The sequence below is a fragment of the Reyranella sp. CPCC 100927 genome, assembly GCF_007859315.1.
Classification (GTDB): Bacteria; Pseudomonadota; Alphaproteobacteria; order Reyranellales; family Reyranellaceae; genus Vineibacter.
Genome location: NZ_VOHA01000001.1, coordinates 1 through 19,084 on the forward strand (window position 1 = coordinate 1; position 19,084 = coordinate 19,084).

Below are 19,084 nucleotides of genomic sequence, written 5' to 3' on the forward strand. Positions count from 1 at the left end.
GGGTGCGGCGCCGACAAGAGTCCAAAGATCGACATCGACAATAAATCTTCGGGATGTCTCGCGCGGATCGTCGATCCCGTTCCACGCCGGCACACCCGGCAGCGGATCCCCGGCGCAGCGCGCCGCCTGTCCAGCCCGCGTTTGCGTTTCCCGATAACGAGCACGATGTGTGAATACGGGAGCGCGCGGTGGGGGAGGACTATTCCGCCGCGGTGTGGCGGGCCGCCGGCGTCTGGCGTTGGAACGTGGCGTCGAAGGCGCGGATCGCCTCTTCGATCGTCGTCTCGATTTCGGACAGCTTGCGGGGGTTCACCACCTTCAGGCCGAACACGTCCTTGACGTAGAAGACGTCGACGGCGCGTTCGCCGTAGGTCGTGATATGGGCCGAGGCGATCTGCAGGTTGAGGCCGGTCAATGCCCGCGTCACGACATGCAGGAAGCCGGGCCGGTCGCGTCCGTTCACCTCCAGCACCGTGTGGTTGTTGGAGGCGTTGTTGTCGATCAGTACCCGCGGTTCGACGGTGAAGACCCGGTCCCGCGTCGGGTAGTTCGGCTGCTGGCGCTGCAGTTCGATGGCGATGTCCAACCGGTTGACCAGGGCAAGCTCGATGCGTGCCCGCAGGCGCGCCAGCCGGTCGGGCCGGTCGTAGGGCTTGCCCTCGAGGTCCTGGATCCAGAACGTGTCGAGCGCCATGCCGCTGTTGAGCGTGAAGATCTTGGCATCGACGATGGTCGCGCCCGACACCGCCATGGCGCCGGCCAGACGGGCGAACAGGCCGTGCGTGTCGACGGTGTAGATCGTAACCTCGGTGGCCGAGCGGACGGGATCGACGCGGTGCTCGATGCGCAGGTGCGCACCGGTGCGCTCGGCCTCGCGGACCATGCGCGCGTGGCGCGCCAGGACCGGGGGCTCGAACGACAGCCAGTAGGCGGCGCTGGCGCTGGCCGCCAGGGCGTCCTTGTCGGCGTCGCTCCAGTCCGACAGCAGCTTGGCCGTCTCGGTCTGGGCCCAGCTGACCCGGGTGCGGCGACCGCCTTGCAGGGTGCCGCCCGAAAGGACCTGTTCGGTGGCGAAATAGAGCTGCCGCAGCAGCGCCGCCTTCCAGCCGTTCCAGACATTGGGGCCGACGGCGCGGATGTCGCAGACGGTCAGCACCAGCAGCAGGCGCAGCCGCTCGGGCGATTGCACCAGCTGGGCGAAATCGGTGATGGTCTTGGGGTCCAGCAGGTCGCGCTGGAACGCCGTGCCCGACATCGCCAAGTGATAGCGCACCAGCCAGGCAACGGTTTCGGTTTCGGCTGGATCGAGACCCAGCCGCGGGCCGAGCTGGTTGGCCACCTCGGCGCCCAGCACCGAATGATCGCCGCCGCGGCCCTTGGCGATGTCATGCAGCAGCACCGAGAGATAGAGCACCTCGCGCGACAGCACCTTGTGCACGATATCGGACGATACCGGCAGGTCTTCCGTCAGCGTGCCGGCCTCGATGCGCGACAGGATGCCGATGGCGCGGATCGTGTGCTCGTCGACCGTGTACGTGTGGTACATGTCGTGCTGGGTCTGCGCCACGACACGGCCGAAGTCAGGAATGAAGCGGCCGAAGACGCCGGCTTCATTGAGCCGCCGCAAGGTCGTCTCGGGATCCTTGCGCGAGGTCAGCATCGCCATGAACAGGCGATTGGCCTCCGGGTTGTCGCGCAGCCGGGCGTCGACCAGCTTGATGTTCTGGGTGATCAGCCGCAAGGTCGCGGGATGGATGTCGATGTCGTTTTCCTGCGCGACATGGAACAGGCGCAGGAAGCAGACCGGATCCTTGGCGAAGTCGTCGATGCCGGCCACCGCCAGCCGTTGGCCGTCGATGCGGAAGCCTTCCAGCTGCTTGGGTCGCAAGGTCTCCCACAGCACGCGCAGGCGCGGCTTGCGCCGGCGTGAATCCTCCAGCGCCGCCACGAAGATGCGCGTCAGGTCGCCCACCGTCTTGGCGTGCAGGTAATAGTGCTTCATGAAGCGCTCGACACCGCGCGAGCCGGGCCGATCGGCATAGCCCAGCAGCCGCGCGATCTCGCGCTGCAGGTCGAACGGCAGGCGATCGTCGGGCCGTCCGGTCAGGTAGTGGATATGGCAGCGTACCGTCACGAGGAACTGCTCGGCGCGCCGGAACTGGCGTGCTTCGCCTGACGTCAGCACATGCTTGTCGACCATGCCGGCGACATCGGCGACGCGGTACAGATATTTGGCGATCCAGTACAGCGTCTGCAGGTCGCGCAGGCCGCCTTTGCCTTCCTTGACGTTGGGCTCCACGACATAGCGGGAATCGCCCATGCGCTGATGCCGCGAATCGCGTTCGGCCAGCTTGGCCTCGAGAAAGTCCAGGCCCTCGCCGACCAGGAACTTCTGCGAAAACTCACGGCGCAAGGTTTCGAACAACGCCTGCTCGCCCCACAGATAGCGGGCTTCCAGCAGCGCAGTGCGGATCGTCACGTCCCTGTCAGCTTGGCGGATACACTCCTCGACCGAACGAGTCGCATGCCCCACCTTCAGCCCCAGATCCCACAACAGGTAGAGAATGTACTCGACGATCTGTTCGCCGCGCGGCGTCTGCTTGTAAGGCAGCAGGAACAGGAGATCGATATCCGACTGAGGCGCCAGCTCAGCGCGACCATAGCCGCCGGTCGCCACCAGCGTGATCTGTTCGGCCATGCTGGGGTTGGCGGCGGGGAAGGCATGTTCGTTGGCAAGGTCGAACAACACCCGCAGCAGCTGGTCCATCAGGAACGAGGTTGCCGCCAGTACGGCCGGTCCGTCGTTGAGGCCACGGGTGGCTCCGCCGGTGCGGTCGCTGCTGTCGCCGTAGAACCGATGGCGGATCTCGGCCCGTCCCTTGGCCAGCGCCTCCTTGAACAGCGCCAGCGTGGGCGCGCGCGGTGGCTCGGTGCCGGCCGGTGCATCGTCCAGCAGCGTTTCGATTGCCGCCATCAGGGCCTTGCGGTCGATGATGTCGCGGCGGCGCGGGATGTGGTCGTAGTGGCCGGCGGCCATGGTGCTCCTTGTGCCCATCTTACAGGCCACGCGCAACCGGTGACAGGGGCCGGCCGATGCCGCACTTTTGCCGTCTTGCGGCGGCGATCTAGGGCCTGCGAGCCCGCCGCCCTCAACCGATAAACGGTTGGCTGTGCAAGTTTATTGCGTCCGGCCCTCCCCTCGGGCCGTTATGGAGGAAAAGATCATGGCTCGTATCAGACTCGTTCTGCCGGCGTTGCTGGCCGGCACCGTATTGCTGGCGACCCCGTTGCTGGCGCAGGTTCAGTCCCAGCCGCTGCCGCCACCCAGTGGCACGCCGTCTGCCCCACCGGCGCCATCGGCAACGCCGCCGTCCACCCCCACGCCGCCGTCAACACCGGCGCCCTCGACCAAGACCGAGCCGGCCAAGACGCCGACGCCGGGCACCAAGCCGGCAACCACCAAGCCGGCGCAGGCCACCACCTGCCCCGATGAGAAAGTCGACGTCAACAGCGCCTCCACCGACAGCCTGAAGAAGCTGCCGCAGATCGGCGTGCAGCGCGCCAATGCCATCGTGAAGGCTCGGCCTTATGCGGCGCCTGAGGATCTGGTGAAGAAGAAGGTCCTCAAGAAAGCGGTGTACGACAAGATCAGGTCCTGCATCACGGCATCGGGCGTGGCGCCCAGCGCGCCGGTGGCCAAGGCCAAGGGCGCGGCCCCGGCCGCCAAGACGCCGGCTGGTGCCCCGGTGCCGCTGCCGACACCGGCCGCCGAGCCCAAGCAGTAAAAACGGTCGCGTCGGTCAGCCGTCTGGATGACTGGAGCGATCAGCCTGTAGCTCATAGTATCGCCCGCTCATGACCACCGCGGGGAGCGATACGATCTATGCCCTGGCGTCGGCGCTGCCGGCGCGGCGCGGTGGCGCCGGCGTGGCGGTCATCCGCCTGTCCGGCCCGCGCGTGGGCGATGCCTTCGTTTTCCTGACGGAACCCGGCGCTTTTGCCCGCGGCGGCTCGGCGCGTGATCCTGCACTGCCGCCACCGCGCCAGCCGGTACTGCGACCGTTCCTGGACCCGGTGACCGGGGAGGTGATCGATCGCGGGTTGGCCATGCGTTTTGCAGCGCCACGATCCTATACCGGCGAGGATGTCGCCGAATTTCATCTCCACGGCGGCCGCGCCGTCATCGAGGCGGCGCTGGCGGCGATTGCCCGGCTGCCGTTCTGCCGGCTGGCTGAACCGGGCGAGTTCACGCGCCGCGCCTTCGAGCATGGCAAGCTCGACCTGACCGCCGCCGAGGGCATTGCCGACCTGGTCGGCGCCGAGACCGCGGCCCAGCGGCGCCAGGCATTGCGCCAGGTCGATGGCGCGTTGGGGCTGTTGTACGAGGACTGGCGCACGGTGCTGCTGCGGGCGCTGGCTCACCTGGAAGCCGACATCGATTTTCCCGACGAAGACCTGCCGCACGGCATCGCCGGGGCGGTGCGGCCCGACCTGGTGGTGCTGAGGGCCGCGATTGCCGGCCACCTGGACGACCGGCGGGGCGAGCGGCTGCGCGATGGTGTCTCGATCGCCATCGTCGGACCGCCCAACGCCGGCAAGTCGTCGCTGCTGAACCTGATTGCGCAGCGCGAGGCGGCGATCGTCTCGACCGTGGCCGGCACGACACGCGATGTGATCGACGTCCATCTCGACCTCGACGGCTATCCCGTCACTGTCGCCGACACTGCGGGTCTGCGCGATACCGTCGATCCCATCGAAGTGGAAGGGGTACGTCGCGCCCGCGCCCGCGCCGAAGATGCCGACCTGCGCGTGCTGGTTGTTCCGGCCGCGGCGCAGGCCGGACAGGCCGCTGACTGGCCGGCGATGGCCGCCGCCGCCCGCGGCGCTCTGACGACATGGCAGCCGGCGGTCGATGTGATCGTCGTCAACAAGATCGACCTGGTGACAGACCGCGCCGCTGCTGGCCCTCAGCCGCCGCATGTCGCCGTCTCGGCGCAGACCGGCGAAGGCGTGCCGGCGCTGCTCAAGCGGCTCGGGACCGCTGTGGCACGGTTGTTGGGCGAGGCACCGGATGGCGATGCGGATACGGCAGCGCGTGATCGTGTGCTGGCGCCGCCGCCGCTGACACGGGCGCGCCATCGGGAAGCGCTGACGCATTGCCTGGCCGCGCTCGACCGTGCGCTGGCGCCGCCGACCCAGGCGGCGCTGCCCGAACTGATGGCCGAGGATGTGCGGCTGGCCGCGCGGGCGCTGGGCCGGATCACCGGCCGCGTTGGCGTCGAGGACCTGCTCGATGTGATCTTCCGCGATTTTTGCATCGGCAAGTAAGCGTCGCCTTGCGTCAAACCAGCGGTTGTTGGACCATCGATACCGTACACGATGGGAGGCGATCGTGTGACGGGATCTCTCCTGCAACCACAGTCCGACGATGGTGATCCGTTCGGCGTCCTGCCGGTGGGTACGCTCATCGCCAAGTACGAGATTGTCGACGTACTGGGCCAGGGCGGCTTCGGTATCACCTATCGCGCGCGCGACACGCAGCTGGATCGCGAGGTTGCGATCAAGGAGTATCTACCGACGAGTTGCGCCAAGCGGCTGGGCGGTCTGACGGTTCTACCGCGCACGGCGAAGGCGGCCGATGATTTCCATTGGGGCCGCGAGCGCTTTCTCGATGAAGCGCGGACTCTGGCGCGACTGGAGGCGGCGCCGGGTATCGTCGGCGTGCACGATTTCCTCGAGGCGAACGGCACGGCCTACATGGTCATGGCACTGGTGCGGGGCGAGACGCTGGAGGCGCGTCTGCGGCGCACGGAGCGGTTGACGCAGACGGTGATCGAGCATTTTTTGACGCCCCTGCTGGACGGCTTGGAGCGGGTGCATGAGGCGGGCTTCGTGCATCGCGATATCACGCCATCCAATATCCTGATCGACAGCAATGGCCTGCCGACCCTGATCGACTTCGGTGCGTCGCGCTTGGCACTGCAGGGGCGCACGCAGGCGATGACGGCCATCGTGACGCCGGGTTACGCCGCGCCCGAGCAGGCGACAGCGGGCAGACAAGGACCGTGGACCGACATCTACGGTATGGCCGCGACTCTGTACCGTTGCGTCGCTGGCACGCCGCCGCCGCCGGCGCTGCAACGGATGGCGGACGACCGTCTGGCGCCAGCCGCCGTGCTCGGCCGTGGGCACTACACGGCCAGCCTGCTGACGGTGATCGACGCCGGTCTCAGGTTGAAGGCAGGGGAGCGGCCACAGACGATCGGGGCCTGGCGACGGATGATGGCGGTCATGCCGCCGGCGGCAACGGTCATGCCGCGGGATACGATCACCCGGCGGATGCATGAGCCGCTGGTACCCCTGCAGGCGCCGACGAAACTCCGCCCCAGACTGGCAGCAGCGATGGCGTGCGGCGTGATGGCGGTGGGTGCGACGATCGCCTGGATGAGTTTTCGGCCCGCGGTGGAGGCACCGCGACAAGGCCAGTCTGCTGTTCTGCCGCCGCAGGAAGACGCGGCGCGCAAGCCCGTGGAAGACAAGGCAAAAGCCGATTCCGAGGCACGACGGCAAGCAGAAGCGGCCGAAGCCGCCTTGCGACTGTCGGAGCAGGATCGGCGGCGGGTGCAGATCGCACTCACGTCGTTGGGCCATGATACGCGTGGCAGTGATGGGTATTTCGGTGCCCGTACCCGGCAGATGATCGCGCTGTGGCAGAAAAACCAAAATGTGATGGACACCGGCTTTCTGACCGCCGTGCAGCTGCCAATGTTGTACCGTCAGGCGGCGCCAGCGCTCAGTCGCTACGACGAGGATCTGCGTCGACAGGATGAAGCGCGCCGGGCTGAGGAGACGCGGCGCGCCGACGAGGAACGGAGACGCCAGCCCCAGTCCGCGACGGCAGCACCACCGGCCGACGGCGTGTCCGCCTATGATGGTCGATGGACGGGAACACTGCGGTGCGACGATCTGCTGTCTCGCAACCAGACGATTGAGCTGACGATCGGCAATGGTCGTGGCACCTACCGCCGCAATCCCCTCGAACTCGCACTCGAGCTGCGGGGTGATCGCGTCAGAGTGTCCTTGCTCGGTGCTTCCGATCGGCGTCCGGGAGCGTCTGTCCAGGGAGAACTGAACGGACGCTCAACCGAAACCAGCGTAGAGGCCGCAGGAGCCGTTCGGTCTCCGGGATGGTCCGACGGATCCGCCAATTGCACGCTCAGCCTCTCGAAACAATGATGCGGGCGCGGCCGATCGTTGCGAATCGTTCTCAATGGAGCTAGCGTGCCAATTCCCGATGGTCGGCACCGCCGCAGCCATGGCGGAGCAGGATGTCCGACCCGTACCAGAAACTTCTGGCCGTTTTCACCGAGCAGCGCGACGCGTTGACCCGGTTCCTGGCGCGCCGGCTGGGCAACGATGCCACGGCGGAGGACCTGACGCAGGAAGCCTGGCTGCGCATCGCCAGTGGTGGTGCGCCGGCGATCGCCAATCCGCGTGCGTATCTGTTCCGGATCGCGGCCAACCTGGCGGTGGACCACCAGCGCAGCGAGGCCCGCCGGCCGCTGGCCGCCGGCGAGATCGACGCGCTGCTCGACGTGCCCGACGAAGCGCCGGATGCATCCGCAATCGCGGCGTCGCGCGATGAGCTGGCATTCCTGCAACGGGCGCTCGATGAACTGCCGGCACGGCGTCGCGCGATTTTCCTGGCGGCGCGCCTGGGCGCGCAAACCCATCGCGAGATTGCCGAGCGGCACGGCATTTCCACACGGGCTGTGGAGATCAATGTGCAGCGCGCGCTGGAGCACTGTGCCCGACGCCTGGAAAAAAACCTCGTTCGCCGCTTCGGTCCTCGTGCACCCGAATCGTCTTGATAGACGGGAATAGCGCACTAGCGTCATGGTTGTGTTCAGGCGCGGGAAGCGGTCGGGTTCATGTCGGATTTTCCTGATGACACAGCGAGGGCCGACGCCCTTGCGCGCGAGGCGCGTGTTTGGGTTGTTCGTTTGACCTCTGGCACGGCGACGCACGAGGATGCCGATGCCGTGGCAGCCTGGCGGCGACGCAGTCCGGCACATGAGGCTGCCTTTCGCTCCGCCGCGGTGCTGTGGAAGCGCACCGGTCAGGCCGTGCGATTGCCCGCAACAGCGGTGACGTCGCGGCCGCCGCTGCGAGGCCGGCGCGCGATGATGGCGGGTGGCGCGCTGGTCGCGGCGGCGGCCGCGGTGATGGTGGCCGGAGTCGGGCTGGGCTATCTGCCTTCGGCGCGTGGCTGGTTGGCGGATCATTACACGGCGACAGGCGAGCAGAAGCGGGTAGCGCTGCCGGACGGCAGCGTGGCAACGCTCAACACCCGCACCAGCCTGTCCGTTGCGTTCACGGCGCAGCAGCGTCGGGTTGTGCTGATTGACGGCGAGGCGTCGTTTGCCGTCGTCCAGGACCCACAGCGTCCCTTTGTGGTGGCTGCCGGCGCCGGGACGACGATGGCCACAGGCACCCTGTTTGCCGTGCGTCGCCAGGGTGAGATCACCCGGGTGATCTGCGAGGAAGGTGCTGTCGCGGTGTCGGCGGGTGCGGACGTCCGTCTGCCGGCCGGTGGCGTGGTCACCTATGATGGCAACGGTGTGCGTTCCGACATGCGGGTCGACATTGCTGCAGAGAACGCCTGGCGGGGCGGCATGCTGGTGTTTCGCGACCGCACGCTGGGTCATGTCGTCGATGAGATCAACCGCTACCGCCGCGGCCGGGTCTGGATCGACAGCGCGGCGGCCGCCCGGCGCAAGGTGACCGGCGTCTTTCACCTCGACCGGCTCGACGAGGCGCTGGCTCACATCGAGCACAGCCTGGGCCTGCACGCGACCTACCTGCCGGCAGGTGTGGTCATCCTCCGCTAGGCGAAAAAAGTTCTTTCAGCGCGATTCGGTCACGAGGGTCTCCGCACGTCAATGAAAGTAAGACCCATTCGCATTCGCGATATGGGCAGTGAATGTGCGTGTTCTTGGGGGACCAATGAGGACAACGACTGGGAAGGCATCCGTGGCGCGCGGACGTCGGAAGGCGGAGCGCGTGGGAACTCATACGCCGTGGCAATGGCCGCTGGTCCTGCTGGCGATGTCAGCCGGTGTACCGGCCGCAGCGCAGTCACCCCCGACAGCACCTCCCCTGGTCGCGCAAGCACAGCAGTTCAACATTCCGGCTCAGCCGCTGGATTCGGCCCTGGCAGCCTATGCCGCCGCCACCGGCGTGCAGGTCATCTACGACAGCCGCATCACCAGCGGCCTGCAGTCACCCGGCGTGTCCGGCTCGATGGCGCCTGAAGAAGCGCTGCGGCGGCTGGTGGGTGGCACTGGGCTGCTGACCCGGTTCACCGGACCACGCGCGGCAACGCTCGAGAAGGTCCAGGCGTCTGCGTTGTCGCCGGATATCACCACGCTGGCACCCATCACGGTGGCGGGCGAGAAGGTGCAGCGTTCGCTGCGTGACACGGCCAGCAGCGTGAGCGTCTTCGGCCCGTCGGAGCTCGACCGCAAGCGGCCCGGCGTTGCCAGCACCAACGACGTGCTGGCGCGGATTCCCAACGTCGTGTCGACCGAGTCCAGCAACCTGGCGCCGGCGATCCGTGGCATCGACGGTACCGGCCCGGCGCAAGGCGTCGACGCCTTCGTCGGCGGCATCCGGCCGCGCATCACCTACACCGTGGACGGCCGGCCACTCAGCTTCAACGAGGCGATCTTTGGCGACCTGTCGCTCTGGGACGTCGAGCGTGTCGAGGTGTTCCGCGGTCCACAAAGCACCTTGCAGGGACGCAACTCGATCGGCGGCGCCATCGTCGTCAAGACACGCGATCCGTCTCTTACGGAAACGGAGATCGGCGGCCGTGTGATCTTCGGCAACCAGAACCAGCAGCAGTATTCGGCCGTCGCGTCGGCACCGCTGGTCAAGGATGAACTCGCGTTCCGTCTGGCCGTCGACTACAAGGCCTACGATAGCTTCGTGCATTTCCAGGGCTTCGGTGGCGCCAAGGATCCAGGCGACTACCGGTCGCTGACGGTGCGCGGCAAGGTGCTGATTCAGCCGGAAGCGCTGCCCGGCTTCTCGACACTGATCACGGTAACCCACCAGGACTATCGTGGTCCGCAGACTGACCTCGTGAAGGAGCCGTACCGCGACCATCGGCCGACGACGTCGTCGTCGGACATGCCGGTGTTTCAGCCGACCGCGACCAGCGGTGTTATGGAAACGACATGGAAGATTTCCGACGCATTGACCTTCCAAAACACATTCTCACTGGCTGATGTGAAGGTGAAGCGGCTGGTGAAGGACCGCATTGATGGACCGGCCTACGTGCACAGCCGTGAGTTCCTGGCGGAACCGCGATTGCAGTTCACTGGAATGGACGGACGCCTGAAAGGCTTCGCCGGCCTCTACTTCTTTCGGGCCAATCAGGACGACTGGCTGGATTTTATCAGCCTCAACCGGTGGGATGACCGCACGACGACGTTGGCCGCCTATGGCGAAGCGACGCTGCGGATGTTCGGCGACCTCGATCTTACGCTGGGCGGCCGTCTGGAGCGTGAGCACCGCCGGCGTGTCGGCGGCAACGCGCCGCTGTTCGATGTGAACTTCAACGAAACCTACACCGAGTTTCTGCCCAAGGTCGGGCTTGCCTGGCACGTCACCAACGAGCTGACGGTCGGCGCCACGGTGTCGCGGGGTTACAACGGCGGTGGTGCTGGTGTGAGCTTCAACCCGCCCCAGGTCGCCTACACCTATAAGCCGGAATACGTGTGGAATTACGAGGCTTATACGCGTGCCGAACTCTTCGACAAACGTCTTCAGCTGACGGGCAATGTCTTCTACTCGCGCTATAAGGACATGCAGCTTCCGTTTGCGCTGAGTGCGACGTCGACCGAGATCCGCAACGCCAAGTCTGTGGAGACGTACGGCGCAGAGTTTGGCGCGCGCTGGCTGGCACTGCCGGGTCTGGAATTTTTCGGTGAAGTCGGCCTCTTGAAGACGAAGATCTTGAAGTACGCCGGCTCCGGGATCACGGGCGAAGCACTGCCGCGGTCACCGAAATTCACGGCCACGGCCGGTGCGAGCTACAAGCACAGCAGCGGCTTCGATATCAGTGTCGATGGCCGCTACTCGTCGTCGTACTATTCCAGTGCCAACGCGAATCCGGGAGCCACCAGCAATCCGCGTGGCCGCGTCGATCCCTATGTCGTGGTCAATGCGCAGGCGGGCTTCAGCTATGGCAACGCCCGCGTCTTTGCCTTCGTGAACAATCTGTTCAATTCGGGAAAGCCGACCGCGATCTGGCCGTTCGGCGTGGAGAAAGAGGCCAACATCCTGCGTCCACGCTGGTTCGGTATCGGCGTGCAGGCGACGTTCTGATCGACGAGGTCGGCGATGAGCCCGGGTGCGATCCGCAAGTGGTCTTGGGTGCACAAATGGTCGAGCCTGGTGTGCACGGCTTTTCTGTTGCTGCTGTGCATCACGGGTTTGCCGCTGATCTTCCACGAGGAGATCGAGCACCTGCTCGGTGACAAGCCCGAACCACCGGCGATGGCGGCGGACACACCGAAGGCCAGCCTCGACAGGGTCATCGCCGCCGGCCTGGAACGGCGGCCCGGCCAGGTGGTGCAGTTCCTGGTCTGGGACCCGGATGAGCCCAACGTCGTGATCCTCAGCATCGCCAAGACCCTGGTCGAGCCGTTCGACAAGGGCCACGTGATGATCTTCGATGCGCGCACGGCCGCGCTGCTGATGGAGCCCGGCAGCCGGCTCGGTTTCATGGACATCATGCTGAGCCTGCACGTGGACATGTTTGCCGGGTTGCCCGGCAAACTGTTCCTTGGCCTGATGGGCATCTTGTTCGTGGTTGCGATCGTGTCGGGTGTGGTGCTCTACGCACCCTTCATGCGCAAGCTGCCGTTCGGCACCGTGCGCCGGGAGAAGACGTCACGCACGCGCTGGCTCGACCTGCACAACCTGCTGGGCGTCGTGACCGTGGGCTGGGTGCTGGTGGTGGGCGGCACCGGGGTCATCAACACCTGGGCCGATCTGCTGATCCAGCTCTGGCGCTTCGATCAGCTCGGCGACATGGTGAAGCCCTATGCCGGCCAACCGCCGGTCGACAAGCCGGGGTCGCTCGACAAGGCGATGGTCACCGCGCAGGGAGCGGCGCCGGGCATGCAGCCGAGCTTCGTTGCCTTTCCCGGCACGCTGTTCAGCAGCGGTCATCACTACATGGTGGCGATGCGCGGCGAAGAGGCGTTGACCAAGCGCCTCATCCAGCCCGTCCTGGTCGACGCGCGGACGGCCGGGTTGACCGATACGCGTAAGATGCCGTGGTACATCACGGCGCTGCTGGTCTCGCAGCCGCTGCACTTCGGCGACTATGGCGGCCTGCCGCTGAAGATCGTGTGGGCCCTGCTCGACATCGTGTCGATCGTGGTGCTGGGTAGCGGCCTCTATCTCTGGATCGCCCGACGCGGCGTATCGATCGACGTGCGGTTGGCGACGCTGACGCAAGATGATGGGGTCGTGAGGGCAGAACGATGACGTTACGCTCGACCGATTCGACGATGTCGATGTGGCGCGTCTTTGGTGTGCCCCTACTGCTGGCTGTTGCCACCGTCATCGGCCTGATCTCAGCGCTGTTGGCGGACGGCGTGTGGGATGCGTTGTCGTGGATCACACTGGCGCTACCGATGGTAGTGGCTGCGTGGGCGATCTGGTTGCGGCGCCGGTAACACACTCATCGGCGTCTGGCGGACGCCCAGGTCGGCGATTCGGTTCGACTGTCGCGGCGGCTGCCGCGACCGGCGTCGTGCTGCGCGGTGTTGCGGTGCGGAACGCCTGTCTTCCTGGTCGAGATTCCGGCGTCGCGCTCGGCTAAAGCTTCAGAAATCGTCGGAGATGAGGTGCGCCATGCCTGAAGCCTTTATCGTTGATGCCGTGCGGACACCGCGAGGAGTGGGCAAGCCGGGCAAGGGCGCACTGGCGCACCTGCATCCGCAGCAGCTTGCGGCGACGGTCTTGAAGGCGCTCAAGGATCGAAACAAGCTCGACACGGCGACCGTGGACGACATCATCTGGTCGACCTCGACGCAGGAAGGCAAACAGGGCGGTGACCTCGGCCGGATGTCGGCGCTCGCGGCCGGTTACGACATCGCCGCCAGCGGCACGACGCTGGACCGGTTTTGCGGTGGCGGGATCACCTCCGTCAATCTTGCCGCTGCGTCGGTGATGTCGGGGATGGAGGACTGTGTCATCGCCGGCGGCACCGAGATGATGAGCTACCAGCAGAGCCTGGCCGCCGAGCGGATCCGGGCAGGCACACCGCCCCGGATGATGGGTGCCGGCAACGCGGTACTCGACGCGGTCCACCCGCAGTCGCATCAGGGCGTGTGCGGTGATGCCATTGCCGCGCGTGAAGGGATCAGCCGGGAGGCCTGCGACGCCCTGGCGCTTGTGAGCCAGCAGCGGGCCAAAAGGGCCATCGACGAGGGGCGTTTCACGCGGTCGGTGGTCCCCGTGTACAACGCCGATGGCAGTGTCGCCCTCGATCGCGAAGAGTTCCCGCGCCCGGAAACGACGGCCGAAGGGCTCGCCGCTCTGAAGCCGAGCTTCGAACAGCTCGCCGATGCGGATCTTGGCGAAGGGACAACGTTCAAGAAGCAGATTCAACGGCGCTATCCCGACCTCGACTGGAAAGGTACCCATCATGCCGGCAACAGTTCCGGCGTCGTTGATGGCGCCGCGGCTGTCCTGATCACCTCGAAGGCGTACGCGCAGAAGCATGGCCTCAAGCCGCGCGCCCGCATCGTGGCCTATGCCAATCAGGGCGACGACCCGACCCTCATGCTGAACGCGCCTGTTCCCGCGGCGAAGAAGGTTCTCGCCAAGGCCGGTTTGCGTAAGGAGGATATCGACGTCTGGGAGATCAACGAGGCCTTCGCGGTTGTCGCCGAGAAGTTCATTCGTGACCTCGGCCTCGATCGAAAGAAGGTCAACATCAACGGCGGCGCCATTGCGCTCGGACACCCGATCGGTGCGACGGGTTCGATCCTGATCGGCACGGCGCTTGATGAACTCGAACGCAGCGGCGGACGTTATGGCCTCGTGACGATGTGCGCCGCCGGCGGCATGGCGCCAGCCATTGTCATCGAGCGCATTCAAGCCTGAGAGGGATAAGACATGAAACTCGATTCCTCGGTTGCCGCGGTCGTTACCGGTGGTGCGTCCGGCCTTGGCGCCGCGACGGCGCGCGCACTTGCCGCCAAGGGCGTTAAGGTTGCGCTCTTCGATCTCAATCGCGAGCTCGGCACTGCCGTCGCCGCCGAGATCGGCGGCATTTACTGCGAGGTGAATGTCGCAAACGAGGAATCCGTCGTCGCGGGGTTCGCCAAGGCGCGCGCTGCCCACGGCCAGGAACGTATCCTGGTGAATTGCGCCGGCGTGGGCGGCGGTGCTGCCAAGACCGCGAGTCGGGCGCGGGAGGATGGCTCGATCAAGGAATATCCGATGGAGAATTTCTACCGCATCATCGAGATCAACCTGGTCGGAACCTTCCGGTGCATCACCAAATCGGCGGCAGGCATGTTGACCCTGGCGCCGCAGGAGGACGGTGACCGTGGCGCGATCGTGAACACCGCGTCCGTGGCAGCGGAAGATGGGCAGATGGGCCAGGTCGCGTACACCGCGTCGAAGGCCGGCGTCGTCGGCATGACCCTTCCGATCGCACGCGACCTGTCGGGCGAGAACATCCGGGTGAACACAATCCTTCCCGGCATTTTCGACACCCCGCTGCTGGCGCGCGCGCCGGAAAGTGTGAAGGCCGGATTGCGGGCATCCGTCCCCTATCCCAAGCGGCTGGGCGGTGCGGATGAGTTCGCGCACCTCGCGCTGACCATGATCGAGAACGGCTATTTCAACGGTGAGGACGTCCGTCTGGACGGTGCGATCCGTATGGCGCCCCGCTGACAGCCTGTGATTTTTTGAGCCTACGCCTGTCATCCCGAGCGTAGCGAGGGATCTTTTCGGCCGCGAACGGCGCGAAAAACTGCTGAAAGATTCCTCGCTACGCTCGGAATGACAGCGCGCGGCGATAAGATCACAGCCTCTGGGCGCTTGAGATCTATCCTTCCCCCCGGGAAGGAATGGATCATATCCTGAAGGGAACTGGCCAAGGCGGCTCGATCACACGCTGGGGGCACGCGACTCCGTCGCGCGTCTTCGTCTGGGTCGATACATGACGCGCCACGGAGTGGCGCGCCCCCAGCGTCTGCACACGCCACCGTGCGCCGTTCAGTGCTTGTGGTCGGCGTAGCCGGTGGGAACTCAGTTGTCGGGTGCGTGGTGCTCGGCGGGGTGCCGGGCCACGTATGACTTGACTCGGGGAGCAGGATTCCCACTGTGCGCCGCATGACGAGCGGCGGCACAGCACAAGCGTCCTATGACGTGATCGTGGTCGGCGGCGGACATGCCGGCACCGAAGCGGCTGCCGCCGCGGCGCGCATGGGTGCGCGCACGGTGCTGGTGACGCACGACCGGGCGACGATCGGGGAAATGTCCTGTAATCCCGCGATCGGGGGCCTGGGCAAGGGACATCTGGTGCGCGAGATCGATGCACTGGATGGCATCATGGCGCGCGCCATCGATCGGGCCGGCATCCAGTTCCGGATGCTCAATGCCAGCAAGGGGCCGGCCGTACGCGGACCTCGCGCCCAGGCGGATCGGGCGCTCTATCGAAGCGCCGTCCAGGCGTTGTTGGCCGAACAGGAAAACCTGGAGATCCACGCCGCCGCGATCGAGGACGTGTTGCTCGATTCCGCCGGTCAGATCTGTGGTGTGGTGACGGCGGCGGGCGAACAGATCCGCGGCGGCGCGGTGGTGATCACCACCGGCACGTTCCTGCGCGGCCTCATCCACTGCGGCGAGGTCAAGATTCCGGCGGGGCGGGCGCGCGGTCAGCGGAGTCAGGGTGGACCCGCCGATCTGCCGGCGTCCGCCGCGGCGGCCTCGCTCGATGCGCTGGAACCGCCGGCGTCAGGGTTGGCGGCAACCCTTGCCCGTTTCGGTTTCCGACTGGGTCGGCTCAAGACCGGAACGCCACCGCGGCTCGATGGCCGTACGATCGATTGGGCGGCTCTGGAGGAACAGAAGGGCGATGATCCGCCCCTGCCCTTCTCCTATTTGACGTCGGAGATCACGGTCCCGCAGATTTCCTGCTTCCTTACTTCCACGACGCCAGCCACTCATGCCCTGATCCAGGCCAACCTGCACCGCGCGCCCATGTATTCGGGGCAGATCGACTCGACGGGCCCGCGCTATTGTCCTTCAATTGAGGACAAAGTGGTCCGTTTTGGCCAGCGGGATCGACATCAGATTTTTCTCGAGCCGGAAGGCCTGGACGACGTCACTGTCTACCCCAACGGGATCTCCACCTCGCTGCCGCGCGAGGTTCAGCGCGATCTGCTGAAGACCATTCCGGGACTGGACCGGGCGACAATGCTCCGGCCGGGCTATGCCATCGAATACGACTACGTCGACCCGCGCGAACTCTGGCCGACGCTGGAAACACGCCGTATCCCGGGCCTGTATCTGGCCGGCCAGATCAACGGGACGACCGGATACGAGGAAGCCGCGGCGCAGGGAATCGTGGCCGGCGTCAATGCCGCTCTACGGGCAGGGCGCGGCTCGGGGGCAGGCATCGCGGATGGGTTCGTGCTGGATCGTGCCGACGCCTATATCGGCGTGATGGTCGATGACCTGGTGACCCAGGGAGCGCCGGAACCGTACCGGATGTTTACGTCGCGCGCCGAGTACCGGCTGCGGCTGCGCACGGACAATGCCGACCAGCGGCTGACCCAGCGCGGGTTGGCGGTCGGTTGTGTCGGCCTTGAGCGACGGGCGGCCCATGCAACCAAGACGGCCGCGCTGGCGGCGGCGCGCGATCTGGGACAATCGCTGCTGATGAGCCCGTCGGCACTGGTCAAGCACGGCATTTCAGTCAATCAGGATGGGGTTGTCCGGTCGGCGATCGACCTGCTCGGTTATCCCGGTATGTCCATCGCGCGGCTGGCGTCCGTGTGGCCGGCACTGTCGGCGATCAGCCCTGCCATTGCCGAGCAGCTTGAGATCGATGCCCTTTATCAAGGCTATCTTGGTCGACAGCAGGCCGACATCGAAGCCTATCGGCGCGACGAGGCTCTGCACCTGCCCGGCAACCTCGACTACGGCGCGATCGGCAGCCTGTCGGCCGAAATTCGCCAGAAGCTCATGGCCCAGCGACCCGGGACACTCGGCCAGGCGGCCCGGATCGCCGGCGTGACGCCGGCGGCCCTTGTGGCTCTCCTGAAGCACGTTCGCCGACGGTCACGAGCGGCGTAGCGGTCAGCTCAGGAATTTCCGGCGGTTTATGGATGACCCTGACAGATCACCGACTGTCGGCGTGTTCGTTTCGAGCGCCAAGTGTCGCGCGATTGACCATAGATTGCCGACGGCTTTCCCTGTGTTCACTCTGACCGGAGCCTATCGGAACCGAGCTTCGCGGCAACGGTGATCGACGTCGTGTTGGCTGGTTCGTTCACGTGAATGACGTGCGTCCGGTGGAGCTGTCAAACACCTGGGAGATCGGCAGCCTCGGTGCGTAGTCGAACCCCAGGCCGAACCGTCAATCACCCTGCCGATCTCCGGGCCGGTCTCCCTTCCGGTAACCAGGGATCGACACGCCCAACGTAGCGCTGTCCGTGAGCTTCGAGGACCGAGAACGGCCGGCGCCCCTCAGGATCCACATGCCACAGGCCGTGGCCAGGCTGCGCCATGGCTCTTTCTGGAGACGCATCCCGCAGATGTAGCGGGTCGCGATGCCATGAGCATGCGCCGCCGCGCCTCAAAGTTGGATGCTCAGGTGGGCACAGGATAGGGCGTACAGTCCGTACCTGAAGCGTCATCATCCTCATTCCGGCCCTTGAGGCGCTCAGGGAAAGGTCCCTTGGATGTGTTTCACGTGAAACACGGACATACGGCACAGGTGGTGCCGGCGACACACCTTCGTGGAATTCCGCAGCAAAAAGTCGGCTCTGCTTCGTGCCGCCTGTGGGCGACGTTGCTGACCCAAGACCAGAGGCATTGGCGGGTCCCCTTCGCTTCCCTCACCATCCAAGGGCCTCACCTTGTTGAACCTCTGCCAACGCGTTTCACGTGGAACATACCGGATCGTGGTGGGATGACCCGCCGCAGATGGCCAGGAAGCCCTCGCGGTTCGCTGGGGTCTCGGTCCGAGGCAGTTTCGGTCGTGCAGGGTTCGCGCCGCGCCCGAAAACCTCTATGACGGGCGCACTCGATTGTTTCATGTGGAACAATGACCCGCGAAGAAGCCACCGCAGCCGCTGCCAAACTCGGTCTGGCGCTACCACCGGAGACGTGGGAGCGCCTCGACCTGCATGTCGAGGCGCTTCGAAAGTGGCAACCGGCCATCAACCTGGTTGCCAACAGCACCCTTGGCGATATCTGGGGGCGCCATATCCTGGATAGCCTGCAGGTTCTGCCTCTGATTCCACCCGATGCCCGAACCCTGGTCGATCTTGGGTCCGGTGCCGGATTCCCCGGCTTGACCCTCGCGATTGTCCGCCCGGATCTGTCAGTCCGACTGGTTGAATCGGACGTTCGCAAATCGGCCTTCCTGGGTGACGTCGCGCGGCGTGCGGCGCCGAATGCCAGCATCCTCAACCAGCGGATCGAGGCAACCGGTACAAACGCAGCCGATATTGTCACTGCGCGGGCCTTGGCGCCGCTGCCCAAGCTGCTGGATTGGGCTCATCAATTCGTAACTGACCCCACTATTTGCCTTTTCCACAAGGGCAAAGGGCTTGATGCCGAATTGACCGACGCCGAACGCTCCTGGATGATGGACATAGACCGCGTGCCCAGTGTGACGGCGCCGGACGCCGCGATCCTGAGGATCGCCCGCCTGCGATCCCGACGCTGAGCGCCGTGCCGCCGCTGGGCACGCGGTTCCCCATCATCCAAGACGGGTATCCTTGCTGTCTGCGAACACTAAATGATAAGTCTCTTC

13 protein-coding genes are annotated in these 19,084 nt (G+C 65.8%); 12 read left to right on the plus strand and 1 reads right to left on the minus strand.

Annotated elements, in window-relative coordinates:
* Positions 1–199 precede the first annotated feature (199 nt).
* Positions 200–3,037, minus strand: a complete 2,838-nt coding sequence (locus FQU96_RS00005; RefSeq protein WP_146538789.1) for a [protein-PII] uridylyltransferase — start codon at positions 3,035–3,037, stop codon at positions 200–202.
* Positions 3,038–3,224: 187 nt separating this feature from the next.
* Between FQU96_RS00005 and FQU96_RS00010 the strand changes: the two genes are divergently transcribed.
* The 12 genes from FQU96_RS00010 to rsmG all read left to right on the plus strand — a co-directional run bounded on the left by FQU96_RS00010 (position 3,225) and on the right by rsmG (position 18,997).
* On the plus strand, positions 3,225–3,785 hold the full coding sequence (locus FQU96_RS00010) for a helix-hairpin-helix domain-containing protein (protein ID WP_178130210.1): 561 nt from the start codon (positions 3,225–3,227) through the stop codon (positions 3,783–3,785).
* Positions 3,786–3,855: 70 nt separating this feature from the next.
* Complete coding sequence (gene mnmE / locus FQU96_RS00015; protein ID WP_146538791.1) at positions 3,856–5,328, plus strand: tRNA uridine-5-carboxymethylaminomethyl(34) synthesis GTPase MnmE; 1,473 nt, start codon at positions 3,856–3,858, stop codon at positions 5,326–5,328.
* Positions 5,329–5,394: 66 nt separating this feature from the next.
* Complete coding sequence (locus FQU96_RS00020) at positions 5,395–7,236, plus strand: serine/threonine-protein kinase (RefSeq protein ID WP_178130211.1); 1,842 nt, start codon at positions 5,395–5,397, stop codon at positions 7,234–7,236.
* A 92-nt stretch (positions 7,237–7,328) separates the two neighbouring features.
* Positions 7,329–7,871 carry an RNA polymerase sigma factor gene (locus tag FQU96_RS00025; RefSeq protein ID WP_146538793.1) on the plus strand — a complete coding sequence of 181 codons (543 nt, stop codon included), beginning with the start codon at positions 7,329–7,331 and terminating at the stop codon, positions 7,869–7,871.
* A 60-nt stretch (positions 7,872–7,931) separates the two neighbouring features.
* Positions 7,932–8,891, plus strand: coding sequence for a FecR family protein (locus FQU96_RS00030; protein ID WP_146538794.1), 960 nt, complete (start codon positions 7,932–7,934; stop codon positions 8,889–8,891).
* Between the two features lie 172 nt (positions 8,892–9,063).
* Complete coding sequence (locus FQU96_RS00035) at positions 9,064–11,394, plus strand: TonB-dependent receptor (RefSeq protein WP_178130213.1); 2,331 nt, start codon at positions 9,064–9,066, stop codon at positions 11,392–11,394.
* A 15-nt stretch (positions 11,395–11,409) separates the two neighbouring features.
* On the plus strand, positions 11,410–12,564 hold the full coding sequence (locus tag FQU96_RS00040) for a PepSY domain-containing protein (RefSeq protein WP_146538796.1): 1,155 nt from the start codon (positions 11,410–11,412) through the stop codon (positions 12,562–12,564).
* Entirely contained in the window at positions 12,561–12,755 is a 195-nt protein-coding gene (locus tag FQU96_RS00045) for a DUF4175 domain-containing protein (RefSeq protein WP_146538797.1), read from the plus strand. Before FQU96_RS00040 ends, FQU96_RS00045 begins: the two co-directional genes overlap by 4 nt.
* 178 nt (positions 12,756–12,933) lie before the next feature.
* Positions 12,934–14,190: an acetyl-CoA C-acetyltransferase gene (locus tag FQU96_RS00050; RefSeq protein WP_146538798.1), complete on the plus strand. Its 1,257-nt coding sequence runs from the start codon at positions 12,934–12,936 to the stop codon at positions 14,188–14,190.
* Between the two features lie 12 nt (positions 14,191–14,202).
* Positions 14,203–14,988, plus strand: coding sequence for an SDR family NAD(P)-dependent oxidoreductase (locus tag FQU96_RS00055; protein WP_146538799.1), 786 nt, complete (start codon positions 14,203–14,205; stop codon positions 14,986–14,988).
* 441 nt (positions 14,989–15,429) lie between these two features.
* Complete coding sequence (gene mnmG / locus FQU96_RS00060) at positions 15,430–17,397, plus strand: tRNA uridine-5-carboxymethylaminomethyl(34) synthesis enzyme MnmG (protein ID WP_146539905.1); 1,968 nt, start codon at positions 15,430–15,432, stop codon at positions 17,395–17,397.
* Positions 17,398–18,370: 973 nt separating this feature from the next.
* The gene (gene rsmG / locus FQU96_RS00065) at positions 18,371–18,997 is read left to right on the plus strand and encodes a 16S rRNA (guanine(527)-N(7))-methyltransferase RsmG (RefSeq protein ID WP_146538800.1); all 627 of its coding nucleotides are present in this window, start codon (positions 18,371–18,373) and stop codon (positions 18,995–18,997) included.
* The last annotated feature ends 87 nt before the right edge of the window (positions 18,998–19,084 follow it).